13 protein-coding genes are annotated in these 15,363 nt (G+C 74.1%); 5 read left to right on the top strand and 8 right to left on the bottom strand.

Annotated features, from left to right (window positions below; genetic code table 11):
* Positions 1-2 precede the first annotated feature (2 nt).
* Positions 3-542, bottom strand: coding sequence for an HNH endonuclease (locus RMN56_RS17950; RefSeq protein WP_313718606.1), 540 nt, complete (start codon positions 540-542; stop codon positions 3-5).
* 287 nt (positions 543-829) lie between these two features.
* Here RMN56_RS17950 and RMN56_RS17945 point away from each other — a divergent pair, with 287 nt between their 5' ends.
* The 3 genes from RMN56_RS17945 to RMN56_RS17935 all read left to right on the top strand — a co-directional run bounded on the left by RMN56_RS17945 (position 830) and on the right by RMN56_RS17935 (position 3,977).
* Positions 830-1,876 (top strand): mechanosensitive ion channel family protein, encoded by a 1,047-nt coding sequence (locus tag RMN56_RS17945; RefSeq protein ID WP_376787197.1) that lies wholly within the window; start codon positions 830-832, stop codon positions 1,874-1,876.
* Between the two features lie 249 nt (positions 1,877-2,125).
* Positions 2,126-3,508 carry an MFS transporter gene (locus RMN56_RS17940; RefSeq protein ID WP_313718604.1) on the top strand — a complete coding sequence of 461 codons (1,383 nt, stop codon included), beginning with the start codon at positions 2,126-2,128 and terminating at the stop codon, positions 3,506-3,508.
* A gap of 79 nt (positions 3,509-3,587) precedes the next feature.
* Positions 3,588-3,977: a globin gene (locus tag RMN56_RS17935; RefSeq protein ID WP_208602946.1), complete on the top strand. Its 390-nt coding sequence runs from the start codon at positions 3,588-3,590 to the stop codon at positions 3,975-3,977.
* A 31-nt stretch (positions 3,978-4,008) separates the two neighbouring features.
* Here RMN56_RS17935 and RMN56_RS17930 read toward each other — a convergent pair whose 3' ends face one another.
* The 4 genes from RMN56_RS17930 to ettA all read right to left on the bottom strand — a co-directional run bounded on the left by RMN56_RS17930 (position 4,009) and on the right by ettA (position 7,502).
* Positions 4,009-4,593, bottom strand: a complete 585-nt coding sequence (locus RMN56_RS17930) for a type III secretion system chaperone family protein (RefSeq protein ID WP_313718602.1) — start codon at positions 4,591-4,593, stop codon at positions 4,009-4,011.
* Between the two features lie 131 nt (positions 4,594-4,724).
* Positions 4,725-5,393, bottom strand: coding sequence for a DUF8185 domain-containing protein (locus RMN56_RS17925; RefSeq protein ID WP_313718601.1), 669 nt, complete (start codon positions 5,391-5,393; stop codon positions 4,725-4,727).
* The gene (locus RMN56_RS17920; protein WP_313718600.1) at positions 5,390-5,833 is read right to left on the bottom strand and encodes an acyl-CoA thioesterase; all 444 of its coding nucleotides are present in this window, start codon (positions 5,831-5,833) and stop codon (positions 5,390-5,392) included. The genes RMN56_RS17925 and RMN56_RS17920 overlap by 4 nt, the downstream gene beginning before the upstream one ends.
* Positions 5,826-7,502: an energy-dependent translational throttle protein EttA gene (ettA, locus tag RMN56_RS17915; RefSeq protein ID WP_313718599.1), complete on the bottom strand. Its 1,677-nt coding sequence runs from the start codon at positions 7,500-7,502 to the stop codon at positions 5,826-5,828. The genes RMN56_RS17920 and ettA overlap by 8 nt, the downstream gene beginning before the upstream one ends.
* A 307-nt stretch (positions 7,503-7,809) precedes the next feature.
* Here ettA and RMN56_RS17910 point away from each other — a divergent pair, with 307 nt between their 5' ends.
* Positions 7,810-9,210 carry an alpha,alpha-trehalose-phosphate synthase (UDP-forming) gene (locus tag RMN56_RS17910; RefSeq protein WP_091269672.1) on the top strand — a complete coding sequence of 467 codons (1,401 nt, stop codon included), beginning with the start codon at positions 7,810-7,812 and terminating at the stop codon, positions 9,208-9,210.
* 35 nt (positions 9,211-9,245) lie between these two features.
* Positions 9,246-11,807, top strand: coding sequence for a trehalose-phosphatase (gene otsB / locus RMN56_RS17905; RefSeq protein ID WP_313724777.1), 2,562 nt, complete (start codon positions 9,246-9,248; stop codon positions 11,805-11,807).
* A 55-nt stretch (positions 11,808-11,862) separates the two neighbouring features.
* Here otsB and cobA read toward each other — a convergent pair whose 3' ends face one another.
* From cobA to cobC, 3 genes are read right to left on the bottom strand one after another with little or no spacing between them, the layout of a single operon-like run.
* Positions 11,863-13,092 (bottom strand): uroporphyrinogen-III C-methyltransferase, encoded by a 1,230-nt coding sequence (gene cobA / locus RMN56_RS17900; RefSeq protein WP_313718598.1) that lies wholly within the window; start codon positions 13,090-13,092, stop codon positions 11,863-11,865.
* Positions 13,093-13,144: 52 nt separating this feature from the next.
* Positions 13,145-14,218, bottom strand: a complete 1,074-nt coding sequence (gene cobT / locus RMN56_RS17895; RefSeq protein ID WP_313724776.1) for a nicotinate-nucleotide--dimethylbenzimidazole phosphoribosyltransferase — start codon at positions 14,216-14,218, stop codon at positions 13,145-13,147.
* Positions 14,218-15,300 carry an Rv2231c family histidinol phosphate aminotransferase CobC gene (gene cobC, locus RMN56_RS17890; RefSeq protein WP_313718597.1) on the bottom strand — a complete coding sequence of 361 codons (1,083 nt, stop codon included), beginning with the start codon at positions 15,298-15,300 and terminating at the stop codon, positions 14,218-14,220. Before cobC ends, cobT begins: the two co-directional genes overlap by 1 nt.
* Positions 15,301-15,363 lie beyond the last annotated feature (63 nt).

Below are 15,363 nucleotides of genomic sequence, written 5' to 3'. Positions count from 1 at the left end.
GTTCAGGCCGCCTCGGGCTCCGGCTCGCGCAGGTCGAGCCAGTCCGCCCAGCGCGGGTCGGGCGCCCGGTGGCCGAGCACCCGCCAGGCCGTGCCCTTCGGGGCGGCCGGCAGGCTGTGCAGCCGCCACCCCAGCTCGGCCGGCGTCTTGTCGCCCTTCGTGTGGTTGCAGCGGGCGCAGGCGGCGACCACGTTCTCCCAGGCGTGCCGGCCGCCCCGGCTGCGCGGGAAGACGTGGTCGATGGTCTCCGCCGGGCCGCGGCAGTAGGCGCAGCGCCAGCCGTCGCGGGCGAAGATCGCCCGCCGGGAGAGCCCGACGTGAGTGCGGTAGGGGACCCGGACGTAGCGGGTCAGCCGGACCACCGAGGGGACCGGGAGCGCGTTGCGCGCGCTGTGCAGGATGCCCTCGCCGTCGGCCACGCAGACGGCCTTGGCGGAGAGCACGAGGATCGCCGCGCGACGCACCGACACGACACACAGGGGCTCGTAGGTGGCGTTGAGAACGAGTGCACCGGAGCCCGCCGTGGGTCGTATGTCAGGCATCGCGCTCACCCTCCCGGTCCAGCCGCTCCGGCCACCATGACGCCGGGCGCGCCCCGCGGGCAGCGGGGAACGACACCGACGCCGGCCGGATCACCGACGTCCGTTGCGCCAATAGTCCCTGATCGCGCCCCGGATTGCACGCACTAATCCGGGGTACCCTCATGAAGCTTTCTCGGTCCGTGCCAGGATGACCGGTTCCGCCCCGCATGATCGGTCCGCCGCCCCGCCGGCGGCGGCCGGGGCGGGTCGCCAGCGGGCGCCCAGCGGTGTTGCGGTACGAAGACAGGGTGAGTCTCTCCGACCTGATCGCCACCGTGTTGTCCGCCGTTTCCGACCGGCGCCCGGACTGCCAGGGCAGCAGCTCCTGCGAGTGGGTGTACAAGGTCACCAACTCCGCCTGGTTCGCCGAGAGCAGCTACTGGATCCTGCTGAAGCCGCTGCGCATCCTGCTGATCCTGCTGCTGGCCGTGGCCGCCCGGTGGGCCCTGCACCGCACCATCAACCGGCTGGTCCGGACCACGACCGAGGGCGCGGTGCCCACCATGCTCCGCCCGCTGCGCGAGCGGATCCCCAGCGCCACGCTCGAACCGGAGCAGTTCGTGCCGGAACGGCGGCGGCAGCGCGCCGAGGCGATCGGCTCGGTGCTGCGCAGCATGGTCACCGCGTTCATCTTCGGCATCGCCCTGCTCATGGTGCTCAAGGAGTTCAGCTTCGACCTGGCCCCGCTGCTGGCCAGCGCCGGCATCGCCGGCGTCGCCCTCGGCTTCGGCGCGCAGAGCCTGGTCAAGGACCTGATCGCCGGCCTGTTCATGCTCATCGAGGACCAGTACGGCGTCGGCGACACCGTCGACCTGGGCGAGGCGACCGGCGTGGTGGAGGCGGTGGGCCTGCGGGTCACCACGGTCCGGGACGGCCGCGGGGTGCTCTGGTACATCCGCAACGGCGAGATCATCCGGGTGGGCAACAAGAGCCAGGGCTGGGCCCTGGTCGTGGTCGACCTGCCGATCGGCTTCGCCGGCACCGAGGACGCCACCGCGGTGCTGCGTACGGCGGCCGCCTCGGTCGCGCTGGACCCCGAGCTGGCGCCGCAGATCGTCGAGGAGCCGGAGGTGCTCGGCGTCGAGCAGATGACGGTCGACGGCGCGGTGATCCGTACCGTGGTGAAGACCACCGCCGACGGGCAGTTCGCGGTCGGCCGCGAGCTGCGCCGCCGGCTCGCCGAGGCACTGGAGAACTCGGGCATCACCGCAAGGATCGCGGCGGCGCGGCTCTATCCCGGCCTGCCGGCCCGCGCTCCGGGCGGCGGCGAGACGGGCACCGGCGGGGCCACCTGACCCGCGTCGCCGGTCGGCTCGACGGGCCCGACGAACTTCCGGGGTCGCGCGCCGCGCGGCCCCTCGGGTATCGTCCGTTCGTTCAGTCGGAGATGTGACGATCAATCCGTTCACCCTAGCCAGTTGTCAGACGATCGGGCAGAATCCGGTGAACACGCTCCCCAAGGGAGCGTGCTGGTGTCCTCGCTGATCCGTAGATCTGACGACGGTTTCCAGGTCGGACCATCACGAGTGGCCGACCCGGAAACGATGGAGGCGACGGTGTCCGACGAGCGACCCGCCCAGGAGGGGCCGGCCACCTTCCGCGACGTTTTCAGCCTCGCGGAGTTCCGGGTCCTCTTCACGGCAAGCGCTCTGTCCTGGATCGGTGACTACGTCGCGAAGGCGGCGGTGACCGTCCTCGTCTACCGGCAGACCGACTCGGTGGCGCTGTCCGCCGCCGCGTTCGCGGCGAGCTACCTGCCCTGGCTGGTCGGCGGTCCGCTGCTCTCCGCGCTCGCCGAGCGCTACCGGTACCGGCAGGTCATGGTGGCCTGCGACGTGGTCCGGATGCTCCTCATGGTGCTGGTCGCCCTGCCCGGGGTGCCGCCCTGGGCGGTCCTCGCCCTGATCTTCGCCGCCACCCTGGCCAACCCGCCGAGCCAGGCCGCCCGGTCCGCGCTGATGCCCCAGATCCTCGCCGGCGACCGGCTGGTGGTCGGCCTGTCGGTCTCGGTGAGCAGCGGGCAGGCCGCCCAGGTCCTCGGCTACCTGCTCGGCGCGGCGGTGGCCGCGGTCAACCCGGCCGCCGCGCTGCTGATCAACGCCGCCACCTTCGGCATCTCCGCGGCGCTGGTCCGCTTCGGGCTGCGGGACCGGCCGCCGGCCATGACCGAGGCGCACCGCAGCCACCTGCTGCGGGAGACCGCGGAGGGGTTCCGGCTCGTCTTCGGCCGCCCGGTGCTGCGCGCCATCGCCGTGCTGGTGTTCAGCGCGATGGTCTTCTCGATCGTCCCCGAGGGGCTCGCCGCGGCCTGGGCCGCCGAGCGGGCCGGGGACGGCATGGACACCGGCACCGCCCAGGCGGTCATCATGGCCGCCAACCCGGTCGGCTACGTGCTCGGCGGGCTCGCCGTCGGGCGGTTCGTCGGCCCGGCCCGCCGGCTGACCCTGATGCGCCCGCTGGCGGTGATCGCCCCGGCGGTGCTGGTCCCGGCGCTGCTCGACCCGCCGCCGGTCGTGGTGGCGCTCCTCGCCGCCGCGTGCGGCTTCGCGGTGGCGGGGCTCATCCCGGTCGCCAACGGCCTCTTCGTCCAAGCACTGCCGGAGGGCTACCGGGCCCGGGCGTTCGGCGTGATGGCCAGCGGCACCCAGATCATCCAGGGCGCCGCCGTGCTGGCCACCGGGGCGCTCGCCGAGCGGTTCGCGATCCCCTCGGTGGTCGGCGCGTGGAGCGCCGCCGGCGTGCTGCTGATGCTCCTCGCGGTGCTCACCTGGCCGCGCCCGGCCGCCGTCGAGGCGGCCGTCGCGGCCGCCCGGGCGGAATCCGCGGCCACCGCCGCCCGCGACGGGAGCGGCGGGCACACCCCGGGCCGGGGGATGGCGGGCGACCGGTCCGGCGACCGCAGCCGGCGCCGGCACGCGGTGACCTGACTCCCGCCGGGAGGTGGGCGTGGGCCGCCCCAGGTCGGCACCTGGCAGGATGGACGGCGTGACTTCCCCAGGCGAGTCGATGACCCTCTTCGAGGCGATCGGCGGCGAACCCGCCTTCCGCAAGCTGGTGGACGAGTTCTACGCCGGTGTCGCCACCGACCCGCTGCTGCGGCCCATGTACCCGGAGGAGGACCTCGGCCCCGCGGCCGACCGGCTGACCCTCTTCCTCATCCAGTACTGGGGCGGCCCGCACACCTACTCCGAGCAGCGTGGCCACCCGCGGCTGCGGATGCGGCACGCACCGTTCCGGATCGGCGCGGTCGAGCGGGACGCCTGGCTGCACCACATGCGCCGGGCGGTGGACCGGCTGGACCTGCCGCCGCAGCTCGCCGCCGCGCTCTGGGACTACCTGGAGCGGGCCGCCTACTTCATGGTGAACGTGATGGAGGACCCGGCGGCCGAGGGCTGAGCGGGCGGGCCGGGGCGCCGCCCGGAGTCGGTCAGAGCAGGGCGCCCTCGTCGTGCAGCCAGTCGACGAAGGTGGTGGCCACCGCGGCGCCGCAGTCGAGCATCTCGACCAGCAGCGCGTCGTGGGTGCCGGCGCCCAGCGGGACCTGGAGCTCCGCGTAGATGGGCAGTTGGCCGCGCTCGGTCGGGTCGCCGATGTAGGCCTTGCAGAACCGTCGGGTGTGGTTCCACTCGTTGACCACCCGGTAGGCGCGGTCGGCCCAGTCCGGCGGGACCGTCGCGTGTGGCCGGGCCCGCATCACCAGGATCTCGTCCTCGGGCCCCTCCAGGGTGACCAGCACCGCGTGCCGCTCCCACATGGCCAGCAGGTTCCCGTCGCCGTCGGCCAGGTAGCGCACGTCGAGCAGGTCGAGTGCGTCGCACACCCGGCGGAGGGTGACCGGGGCGACGGTTGCCGGCATGTCGGCGATCACGGGCCGCTCGGCGGCCGCCGCGTCGTCCGCCGGCTGACGGGGGGTCGGTGGCCCGACCCGGACGGTGTCATCCACTGTGATCCCGCTTCGAGTTTCCGGGTCGCCGCCGCCGGCGGGACCTGGGCGCCATGACCACCACGGCATCGCTCGCGCACCTCACTCCCCAGCGGATCCAGTCGCCTACGGTGCGTTGGATCCGAGGATGGACGGTACCCGGACAGCCGGGATGAGGCATCCCCCCAACGGCCGCCCCAAACCGGAAGAACGACCAGGGGTCATCCGTTCGGATGAACCCCGATAGGCGTCAGTGCGAGGTCCGCGACCTTCCGCGACCAGGCCGCTCCGTACGGTCCGACGAGCCCGACCCAACGGCCGGCGACCCGTACCTGAACGTCGCCGGCGCCGAGGAAGCCCATCCGGACCAGCCCCTGCACCAGCCGTTGCGGCACCTCCACCGGGGCGTCCGGCGCCTCGTCCGGGGTCACCACCACCGCGACGTGGTCCAGCAGCGCGTCCCGCAGCGCCCGCTGGCCCACCGCCCGGCCCGCCACGCCGTGGGCTGCCGCCTCGCGCAGCGTCCCCGCCGCCGCGGCGGCGATCCGCTGGACCTCGGCGGCGGGCAGCACCTCCACCGCCCGGCTGGCCGCCGGCGGCAGCGGCCAGCGCCACCCGTCGTCCCGGCGCCGGGGCAGGGCGTCGCCACCCGCCGACAGCTCCGCCAGCAGCTCCCCCGCCGCCACCGTGACGTCGCCCGGCGCCGTGCCCGGGACGGTCCGGACCACGAGCACGTCCCACGGCAGCCGGGCCCACAGGGCGGTGCGCCCGGCCCCCGGCACCGGCCGGAGCCGGACCAGGGTGCCCGGGTCCAGCCGGACCAGGCGGGCCAGGAAGGCGCCCGCGTCGGGCACCCCGCCCAGCCCGTGCCCGGTGGCCGCCGTGGTCATCCGTGCAGTCCCGGCGCGTACCGGAGCAGGAAGGCCCGCTCGTCCGCGGAGATCCGGCGGGGCCGCTGCGCGGCCAGGTCGAACGGGACCAGCACCGAGCGCGCCCGGCTGGCCAGCACGTCACGGTCGTAGAGCTCGTAGGCGATGGTGAAGGAGGCCGCCCGGATCTCCTCCACCCACAGCTCGATCCGCACCGTCGGGGCCGCCTCCGCGGTGGCCCGGCCCAGCGCGTAGTCGACCGGGCGCAGGTAGTCGACCTCGTGCCGGCGGATGACCACCCCGTCGGCGAACGAGCCCACTCCCCACGCCCGGCCGCCGGCGAACATCATCGCCACCCGCGCCTCCTCGTAGAGCGTGAGGAAGCGGGCGTTGTTGACGTGGCCGTACGCGTCCAGGTCGGACCAGCGCAGCGCGCAGTCGTAGACGAACCGGTCAGTCACGGGTGAGCTTGCGGTACGTCACCCGGTGCGGCCGGGCGGCCTCCGCGCCGAGTCGGTCGATCTTGTTCTTCTCGTACGCCTCGAAGTTGCCCTCGAACCAGAACCACCGCGCCGGGTTCTGGTCGTCGCCCTCCCAGGCCAGGATGTGCGTGGCGACCCGGTCCAGGAACATCCGGTCGTGGGAGATGACCACGGCGCAGCCGGGGAACTCCAGCAGCGCGTTCTCCAGGCTGCCGAGCGTCTCGACGTCGAGGTCGTTGGTCGGCTCGTCGAGGAGGATGACGTTGCCGCCGATCTTGAGGGTCAGCGCCAGGTTGAGCCGGTTGCGCTCGCCGCCGGAGAGCACCTTGGTCGGCTTCTGCTGGTCCGGGCCCTTGAAGCCGAACGCGGCGATGTACGCCCGGGACGGCATCTCTACCTTGCCCACGAGGAGGTGGTCCAGCCCGTCGGAGACCGTCTCCCAGACCGTCTTGTCCCCCGCCAGGCCGGCCCGGCTCTGGTCGACGTACGACAGGGAGACCGTCTCGCCGACCCGCACCGTGCCGCCGGTCGGCTCCTCCAGGCCCACGATGGTCTTGAACAGGGTGGTCTTGCCGACGCCGTTCGGGCCGATCACGCCGACGATGCCGTTACGCGGCAGCGAGAAGCTCAGGTTGTCGATCAGCACCCGGTCGCCGAACGCCTTGACGAGGTCCTTGGCCTCGATCACGGTGTTGCCCAGGCGCGGGCCCGGCGGGATCTGGATCTCCTCGAAGTCCAGCTTGCGGGTCTGCTCGGCCGCGGTGGCCATCTCCTCGTAGCGGTCGAGGCGGGCCTTGGACTTGGTCTGCCGGGCCTTGGCGTTGGAGCGGACCCACTCCAGCTCCTCGTCGAGGCGCTTCTTCATCTTGGCGTCGCGCCGGCCCTCGACCGCCATGCGGGCGGCCTTCTTCTCCAGGTAGGTGGAGTAGTTGCCCTCGTACGGGTAGGCCCGGCCGCGGTCCAGCTCCAGGATCCAGTTGGCCACGTTGTCGAGGAAGTACCGGTCGTGGGTGATGGCGATCACCGTGCCGGCGTACTTGGCGAGGTGCTGCTCCAGCCACTGCACGCTCTCCGCGTCCAGGTGGTTGGTGGGCTCGTCGAGCAGCAGCAGGTCCGGCGCCTCCAGCAGCAGCTTGCACAGCGCCACGCGGCGGCGCTCACCGCCGGAGAGCTGGGTCACGTCGGCGTCCGGCGGGGGGCAGCGCAGCGCGTCCATGGCCAGTTCGAGCTTGGAGTCGACGTCCCAGGCGTCGGCGTGGTCGAGCTCCTCCTGGAGCTTGCCCATCTCCTCCATCAGCTCGTCTGAGTAGTCGGTCGCCATCTGCTCGGCGATCTTGTTGAACCGCTCCAGCCTGGCCTTGGTCTCGGCGACCGCCTCCTCGATGTTGCCGAGGACGGTCTTGGCGTCGTTGAGCGCCGGCTCCTGGGCCAGCATGCCGACGGTGTAGCCGGGCATGAGCCGGGCCTCGCCGTTGCTCGGCTGGTCCCAACCTGCCATGATCTTGAGGAGGCTGGACTTACCGGCGCCGTTCGGACCGACCACACCGATCTTGGCCCCCGGCAGGAAGTTCAGCGTCACGTTGTCGAGCACGACCTTGTCGCCGTGCGCCTTGCGCGCCTTTTCCAGGACGTAGATGAACTGGGCCACGGTGCGGGCTACCTCCGTCGGTTGCGATCGCGAGCTACGGGCGCGGGCGCGGGCTTCGAGGTCCGCCCGCCGCCGCCGGCCGGGGCCGGCCGCGCGCACGCCGTCGTCAATCCTGACAGGTACGGCCCGGTCCGCCCACATCACCCCGCCCCCGAGCGCGCGGCGCGCCGTCGCTGTCGACAAGATCACGATGTGGATTCGGCGCTTCCGGGACGGGTAGGGAACTCCGGCACGGGGCAACAGAGGCCGCAGCTACGCTCAGTACGCTCAGCGCGGTGGACCCGTCAGCAACCGGAGGTGGCCGATCGTGACCGTCCGTAGCTCCTTTGTCGTTGTGGCGAACCGACTGCCGGTCGACGAGGTGAGCACACCCGAGGGGCGGCAGTGGCGCCGCAGCCCGGGCGGCCTGGTGACCGCGCTGCACCCGGTCCTCGCCGAGCACCAGGGCACCTGGGTGGGCTGGGCCGGCGGCACCGGCGCCGCCCCCGAGCCCTTCGACCTGGAGGGGATCCGGCTGCATCCGGTGCCGCTGAGCGCCGAGGAGCTGGAGCGCTACTACGAGGGTCAGTCGAACGCGACGATCTGGCCGCTCTACCACGACGCCGTCGAGACCCCCGCCTACAAGCGGCGCTGGCGCGAGGCGTACCGCCTGGTCAACGCCCGGTTCGCGGAGGCCGCGGCGGACGTGGCGGCCGAGGGCGCCACGGTCTGGGTGCAGGACTACCAGCTCCAGCTCGTGCCGGCGATGCTGCGCGAGCTGCGGCCGGATCTGCGGATCGGGTTCTTCCTGCACATCCCGTTCCCGCCGATCGAGCTGTTCATGCAGATGCCGTTCCGCACCGAGATCCTGCGCGGCCTGCTCGGCGCCGACCTGGTCGGCTTCCAGCAGCGGCTGGCGGCCCAGAACTTCGTCCGGCTGGCCCGGCACCTGCTCGGCCTCCGCTACGAGGGGCAGATGATCCAGGTCGACGGCCGGCAGGTGAAGGCCGGCGCGTTCCCCATCTCGATCGACACCCGGGAGATGGAGCGGCTGGCCGAGGACCCGGCGATCCAGGCCCGGGCCAAGCAGATCCGCGAGGAGCTGGGCAACCCCAAGACGATCATCCTGGGCGTCGACCGGCTCGACTACACCAAGGGCATCGAGCTCCGGCTGAAGGCCTTTCGCGAACTCCTCGCTGACGGAAAGTTGACAGTCCCCGACGCGGTCATGGTTCAGGTGGCCACGCCGAGCCGCGAGCGCGTGGAGCACTACCAGGCACTTCGGGTGAAGGTCGAACGCGAGGTAGGCCGGATTAACGGTGAATTCGGACGGGTCGGCGTGCCGGCGGTGCATTATCTGCATCAGTCGTACAGTCGCTCCGAACTCGCCGCGATGTACGTCGCGGCAGACGTGATGATGGTGACCCCGCTGCGAGACGGAATGAATCTGGTGGCCAAGGAGTACGTGGCATCGCGCGCCGACCAGGGCGGCGCGCTCGTGCTCAGTGAGTTCGCCGGCGCCGCCACCGAGCTGCGCCAGGCGTTCCTGTGCAACCCGCACGACCCCGACGCGGTCAAGGACGCGCTGCTGCGCGCCGTGCACGTCGAGAAACCCGAGGCCCGCCGCCGGATGCGGATAATGCAACGCCACCTGCGCAGCCACGACGTGGGCCACTGGGCCAAGTCCTTCCTGACCGAACTGGGCGTGCCCGATGCGGAGGCGGCGTGAGCTCCTCTGCCACCACCACTCCGCCGGGCGGGGTGATGGATCCCGAGCTGCGCGCCGCGATCGGCCGCATCGCCCGGGTCCCCCAGCTCCTGGTCGCCTGCGACTACGACGGCACCCTGGCGCCGATCGTCGAGGACCCGAGCAAGGCCGTGCCGCTGCCGGAGTCGGTGGCCGCGGTGCGGGCTCTCGCGTCCCTGCCGCAGACCAGCGTGGCCGTGGTCTCCGGTCGCGCGCTGCGTGACCTGGCCACGCTCTCCCGGCTGCCCAGCGAGGTGCACCTGGTCGGCAGCCACGGCTCGGAGTTCGACATCGGCTTCGTCGAGCGGCTGACCCCCGAGCTGATCGCGGTCCGGCACCGGCTCCGCAACGAGCTGCGGGAGATCGCCGCGGCCCACCCGGGCATCCGCCTGGAGCGCAAGCCGGCCAGCGTCGCGGTGCACACCCGCGGGGTGGACCCGCAGGTCGCCGCCGCGGCCATCGAGGCGGTCCGCAGCGGCCCCGCCACCTGGGCGGACGTCACCGTCACCCAGGGCAAGGAGGTCATCGAGCTGTCGGTGGTGGCGACCCACAAGGGCACCGCCGTCGACCAGCTCCGCACCCAGCTGGCGGCCAGCGCGGTGCTGTTCATCGGCGACGACGTCACCGACGAGAACGCCTTCGGCAACCTGCACGGGCCGGACGTCGGCATCAAGATCGGCCCGGGCGACACCCGGGCCGACTTCCGCGTGGCCGAGCCCATCGAGGCGGCCCGGGCGCTGGGCCTGCTGCTGGAGACCCGGCGGCACTGGCTCTTCGGCGAGCGGGCGGTGCCGATCGAGCGGCACTCGATGCTCGCCAACGGCCGCACGGTCGCGCTGGTCACCCCCGAAGCCAAGATCACCTGGCTGTGCCACCCGAAGCCGGACTCGGCGGCGATCTTCGCCGACCTGGTCGGCGGCAGCCCGGCCGGGCACTTCACGGTCGGCCCCCAGCGGGGCGGCATCCCGCTGGGCCAGCGTTACCGCAGCAACACCATGACGGTGGAGACCCGCTGGTCCGGCCTGACCGTGACCGACTGGCTGGACCTGCCGGCGAAGGAGACCACGCCGGACGACCCGGCGGTCGTCACCGGCGACTCGACGCTGGTCCGGGTGCTCAGCGGCAGCGGGCGGGCCCGGATCGAGTTCGCCCCGCGCCCCGAGTTCGGCCAGGTCGCCGTGCAGCTCCAGCCGCTGGACGACGGACTGCTGGTGCTCGGCTCCAACGAGCCGGTGGCCCTTTACTCGCCGGGCGTCGAGTGGGAGGTCACCAACGACGCCGGCTATGAGACCGCCAAGGCCGTCGTGGACCTGTCGGCCGCCGGCGGTCAGGTGGTGCTGGAGCTGCGCTTCGGCACGCAGAGCCTGGAACACCACCGGGTGCCGATCCACGAGCGGCAGGTCGCCGCCGAGCAGCCCTGGAAGGACTGGGTGGCCTCGCTGCGGCTGCCCGCCACGGCCCGGGACCTGGTGGCCCGCAGCGCGCTCACCCTGCGCGGGCTCTGCCACGAGCCGACCGGCTCGATCCTCGCCGCGGCGACCACCTCGCTCCCCGAGGAGCTGGGCGGCGTCCGCAACTGGGACTACCGCTACTGCTGGCTGCGGGACGCGGCCATGACCGCCCGCGCGCTGGTCGACCTCGGCTCCACCGAGGAGGCGGAGGGCCTGCTGCGCTGGGTCGACGGCGTCATCGACCGCACCGGCGGGCACCCGGAGCGGCTGCACCCGCTCTACACGGTCGACGGCTACGAGTTGGGCGCCGAGGCGGTCATCGACACCCTGCCCGGCTACGCCGGTTCCCGGCCGGTCCGGGTCGGCAACCTCGCCAACCACCAGCTCCAGCTCGACGTCTTCGGGCCGGTCGCGGATCTGATCGCCGCGGTGGCCGACGCTCGGGGCTCGGTCCGCGACGACGAGTGGCGGGTGCTGGAGAACATGGTCGAGGCGGTCCGCCGCCGCTGGCACGAGCCCGACCACGGCATCTGGGAGGCCCGCCTCCCGCCCCGGCACCACGTCTTCTCCAAGGTCATGCTCTGGATGACCGTCGACCGCGCGCTGCACGTGGTGCGGCAGCACGGCGGCGAGGACCGGCCGGAGTGGGTCGAGCTGCGCGACCGGATCGCCGACAACGTGCTGGAGCACGGCTGGCACCCGGAGGCCGAGGCCTACAGCGTCGCCTACGGGTACGAGGAGATGGACGCCTCGTCGCTCTGGATCGGCATCTCGGGGCTGCTCGCCGGGGACGACCCGCGCTTCCTGTCCACGGTGCTGAAGATCGAGGCGGACCTGCGCAGCGGCCCGGTCGTCTACCGCTACCACTGGGACGACGGCCTGCCCGGCCGGGAGGGCGGCTTCCACATCTGCACGGCGTGGCTGATCGAGGCGTACCTGCGCACCGGTCGGCGCAGCGACGCGGAGGAGCTGTTCGCCCAGATGGTCGACACGGCCGGGCCGACCGGGCTGCTCCCCGAGCAGTACGACCCGCTGGCCGAGCGCGGGCTGGGCAACCACCCGCAGGCCTACAGCCACCTCGGGCTGATCCGCTGCGCCCTGATGCTGGACAACATGCTCAAGCAGTGACCTGACCGGCCACGACGGCGGCCCGGGACCAACCGGTCCCGGGCCGCTCGCGTACTCAGGTGTCGAGGGCGCCGACGACGTCGCCGACCACGACGATGGCGGGTGGGCGCAGGCCGGCCGACGCCACGTCGGCGGCCACCGCGCCGAGGGTCGAGCGGAGGTCCCGCTGCCCGCTGGTCGTGCCCTCCTGGATCACCGCGGCCGGGGTGTCCGCCGGTCGGCCGTGCGCCACGAGGGCGGCGCTGATCGCCGCGAGGTTCTTCAGGCCCATGAGGATCACCAGGGTGCCGCGCAGGCCGGCGAGGGACTCCCACCGGACCAGGGAGTCGGGCGAGTCCGGCGCGACGTGCCCGGAGACCACGGTGAACTCGTGCGCCACGGCGCGGTGGGTGACCGGCACCCCGGCCGCCGCGGGCACCGAGATCGCGCTGGTCACCCCGGGCACCACGGTCACCGGGACGCCCGCCTCGGCGCAAGCCAGCAGCTCCTCGCCGCCCCGGCCGAAGACGTACGGGTCGCCGCCCTTGAGCCGGACCACGACCTTCCCGGCCCGGGCGCGGTCCACCAGGATCCGGTTGATCTCCTCCTGGGCCCGGGCCGGCCCGTACGGGATCTTGGAGGCGTCGACCAGCTCGACGTCCGCCCGCAGCTCGTCGAGGAGCAGCCCGGGGACGAGCCGGTCGGCGACCACCACGTCCGCCTCGGTGAGCAGCCGCCAGCCCTTCACGGTGATCAGCTCGGGGTCGCCGGGCCCGGCGCCGACCAGCGCCACCCGCCCGCCAGTGTTAACAGGGGGCCCCTGCTCTACCGCAGGCGTTAACAGGGGCCCCTTCCTTGCACTCAGCAGTGCGCGGATCGCGTCGCGGACGCTCATGGCCCGGCGGGGGTCGCCGCCGCCGAGCACCGCCACGGTGACCGGGCCGTGCCGGGTCACCGCCGGGGTCCACGCGGTGGCGGCGGTCCGATCGTCGGCGCGGACGCAGAAGACGCGCCGTTCGGCGGCCGCGGCGCTGACCGAGGCCGCGGCGATCCGGTCGTCCACGGCCACCTGGACCAGCCAGGCACCGTCCAGGTCGTCCGGGGCGAACCGGCGCGGCTCCCAGCGCAGCCGGCCGGCGTCCACGTGCGCCCGCAGCGCCGGGGTCAGCTCCGGCGCCACCAGCAGGACGTCCGCCCCGGCGTCGAGCAGCGCGGGCACCCGCCGGGTGGCCACCGCTCCCCCGCCGACCACGACCACCCGCCGGCCGGCCAGCCGCAACCCGAGGGGGTAGGGGTTGCCGCTCACGTCGCCGCCGTCCCGCTGCGCCGGAACCCGCTGAACCGGAGGACGTGCCCGCTCACTTCTCGGCCACTCCCGCCGAGTCGAAGGTGGCGACCTCGTGCAGCACCCGGACCGCGCCGGTGACGACGGGGAGCGCGAGCAGCGCGCCGGTGCCCTCGCCGAGCCGCAGCCCGAGGTCGATCAGCGGGTCCAGCCCGAGGTGCCGCAGCGCGGCCGTGGCGCCCGGCTCGGCCGAGCGGTGCCCGGCGACCATGGCGCCGACCGCGTCCGGCGCGAACGCGGCGGCCGCCAGCGCGGCGCTGACCGCGATGACGCCGTCCAGCAGCACCGGGACCCGGCGCGCGGCGGCGCCGAGGATGAGCCCGGCGAGCGCGGCGTGCTCCAGGCCGCCGACCGTGGCCAGCACCCCGAGCGGGTCGGCCGGATCGGGCGCGTGCCGGTCCAGCGCGGCCCGCACCACGCCGACCTTGCGGGCGTACGTCTCGTCGTCCACCCCGGTGCCCCGCCCGGTCGCCGCCGCCGGGTCGACCCCGGTGAACGCGGCGATCAGCGCGGCGGCCGGGGTGGTGTTGCCGATGCCCATGTCCCCGGTGAGCAGGATGCCCGCCCCGGCGTCGACCAGTTCCCCGGCCACCCGGATGCCCACCTCCACGGCCGCGCGGGCCTCGTCGCGGGTGAGCGCGGCGGTGACCGTCAGGTCCCGGGTGCCGGGCCGCACGTTCGCGGCGACCAGGCGGGGGCCGGCCTGGTCGGCGCCCGCGGGGTCGGCCGGGAGCGGGGTGGCCACGCCGACGTCCACCACGGTGACCGAGGCGCCGGCCTGCCGGGCGAACGCGTTGACCACCGCGCCGCCGGCCAGGAAGTTGCCGATCATCTGGGCGGTGACCTCCTGCGGCCACGGGGTGACGCCCTGGGCGTGCACGCCATGGTCGCCCGCGAAGATCGCCACCGCGGCCGGCTCGGGCAGCGGCGGCGGGCAGGTCCCGGCGAGGCCGGCGAGGCGTACGGAGAGCGGCTCCAGGGCGCCGAGCGAGCCGGCGGGCTTGGTCAGCCGGCCGTGGAGTTCGCGGGCCGCCGCCATGGCGGCCTCGTCGAGCGGCCGGATCGCCGCGACGGTGGACTCCAACATCATGCCTCCAGGATCTCCGCCAGCACGTCCGTGAAGGCGTCGGTCGTCGCCGGATCGCGCACCGCGATCCGCAGCCAGTCCGGGCCCAGCCCGGGGAAGGTGTCGCCGCGGCGGACCGCCCAGCCGCGCTCACGCAGCCGCTCCCGTACGCCGGCGGCGCCGGCCAGGTGGACCAGGACGAAGGCGCTGGCGGGGCGGCCCACGACGCGTACCCCGGGCAGGCCGGACAGGCGGGTCACCAGGTGGTCGCGGTCGGCGGCGAGCCCGGCGGCGATGGCGCGCTCGGCCGCGGCGGCGGCCGGGGACGCGCAGGCCGTGGCGGCGGCGAGCGCCGGGGTGGAGACCGCCCAGAGCGGCTGGGCGGCGGCGAGCCGGGCGAGCAGCGCGGCGTCGCCGAGCAGGTAGCCGATCCGCAGCCCGGCCAGCCCCCAGGTCTTGGTGAGGCTGCGGACCACCACGAGGCCGGGCAGGTCGCGGCGCGCGGCGAGCGACTCGGGCTCGCCCTCGACGCCGGGTGCCGCCGTGGTGTCGGCGAACGCCTCGTCGACCACGAGCACCCGGCCGGGGCGGGCCAGCGCGGCGACCGCCTCGGCGGGGTGCAGCACGGAGGTGGGGTTGGTGGGGTTGCCGACCAGCACCAGGTCGGCGTCGGCGGGCACCCGGGCCGGGTCGAGCCGGAAGTCGTCGCCCGCGTCGAGCAGCACCCGCTCGACGGTGTGGCCGGCGGCCCGCAGGGCGGCCTCCGGCTCGGTGAACTGCGGGTGCACCACCACCGGCCGCCGGGCCTCGCGCAGCGCCCGGGCGATCAGCACGAAGCCCTCGGCGGCGCCGGCCGTGAGGAGTACCTCCTCCGGGGGACGGCCGTGCCGGGCGGCGACGGCGGCCCGGGCCGGACCGGGGTCCGGGTACGCGGCCAGCGCGCCCATGGCGGCGACCAGCGGGTCGGCCAGCCAGTCCGGCATCGGGGCACGGCGGACGTTGACCGCCAGGTCGACCAGGCCGGGCGTGGCCTCGGCGTCCCCGTGGTGGCCGAGGTCGGGCTCGACCGCCGCGGCGCCGGTCCCGATCAGCTGAGCGCGCATGTCCGCGATCCTGCCGGGAAGCCGCCGCCCGGGACAGCGCATCCCGGCGTGGGCCGCGTCACC

The sequence above is a fragment of the Micromonospora halotolerans genome (assembly GCF_032108445.1).
GTDB classification, from domain to species: Bacteria; Actinomycetota; Actinomycetes; order Mycobacteriales; family Micromonosporaceae; genus Micromonospora; species Micromonospora halotolerans.
Note: the sequence above shows the minus strand (reverse complement) of the source record. Positions and strands in the feature narration are given on the sequence as shown.